Source organism: uncultured Psychrosphaera sp. (assembly GCF_947500655.1).
GTDB lineage: Bacteria > Pseudomonadota > Gammaproteobacteria > Enterobacterales > Alteromonadaceae > Psychrosphaera.
Genome location: NZ_CANMSK010000045.1, coordinates 1 through 906 on the forward strand (window position 1 = coordinate 1; position 906 = coordinate 906).

The 906-nt window shown below is 32.6% G+C and carries 1 protein-coding gene; it reads right to left on the bottom strand.

Annotated elements, in window-relative coordinates:
* Nucleotides 1–136 precede the first annotated feature (136 nt).
* Entirely contained in the window at nucleotides 137–442 is a 306-nt protein-coding gene (locus Q0940_RS17015; protein WP_299271139.1) for a hypothetical protein, read from the bottom strand.
* Nucleotides 443–906: the final 464 nt, after the last annotated feature.

Sequence of the window (906 nt, forward strand, 5' to 3'; positions counted from 1 at the left end):
AAAAATAACTATTAAAGGCTTAAAAGATTAAGAGGGATCAGTGTTTTTAACTTGACGTGGGGAGTCATACCAACGCCCCAAGCAGGGGATTTTATGAGCGTTGTTCAGCGAGTAAAATTCCCGCTGACTTGGCTTGTTAGTGTTCATTGTCTGATTCAACTGTTTCAAATTCAATACCACCGACACGCTTTGCAATAAAATTATATCCAAAACACATGAGCCTATTCATTACGTAAAACATAAAGCCGTAAAGTAATGGTGCAAATGCAAAAAATAAAAACGGAAAATTTGGCATGCTTTCACCAGTATTTGTTTTTATTTCTGGAGCGAAGAAAAAACCAATAACTCCCATTATAGAAAAGGGAATTGTGAATAGAGCAAATGCCAGAGCTATAACTTTACTAGTTTGGTGCGATGAGAATGATTTAATCTGAATTTTCATTTTTCCTCCATGAACACTAACAGCTTATTAGCGCGAATTCCTGTTAAAGGAAGTTATCCACAGGTAGTTTTATTCCGCTAATAAACTTTTTTATTTAATAATACTAATAACTTACCAGTAGATTTATGGATAAACAAACGTTTTTTGGTTTGGAGAAAACGAGCCATTTACATAACACGCCATCAATGGCGCGCTATGTAAAAATTTTATCTGAATAATTTATATTAAAATCAGACATTTATTAAATACGTCTACATAATCGTGCCATTTTAATAAATTACATAACGTGCCATAACAATAAAAATTCACTAACTTTCACTTATACCTGTATGCCTTTACAGTTAAATCATTCATTTTTATTTTTATAGATTTTTAACACGGCTGTAGTGCTTTTGCTTTTGCTTTTGCTTTTGCTTTTGCTTTTGCTTTTGCTTTTGCTTTTGCTTTTGCTTTTGCTTTTGCTT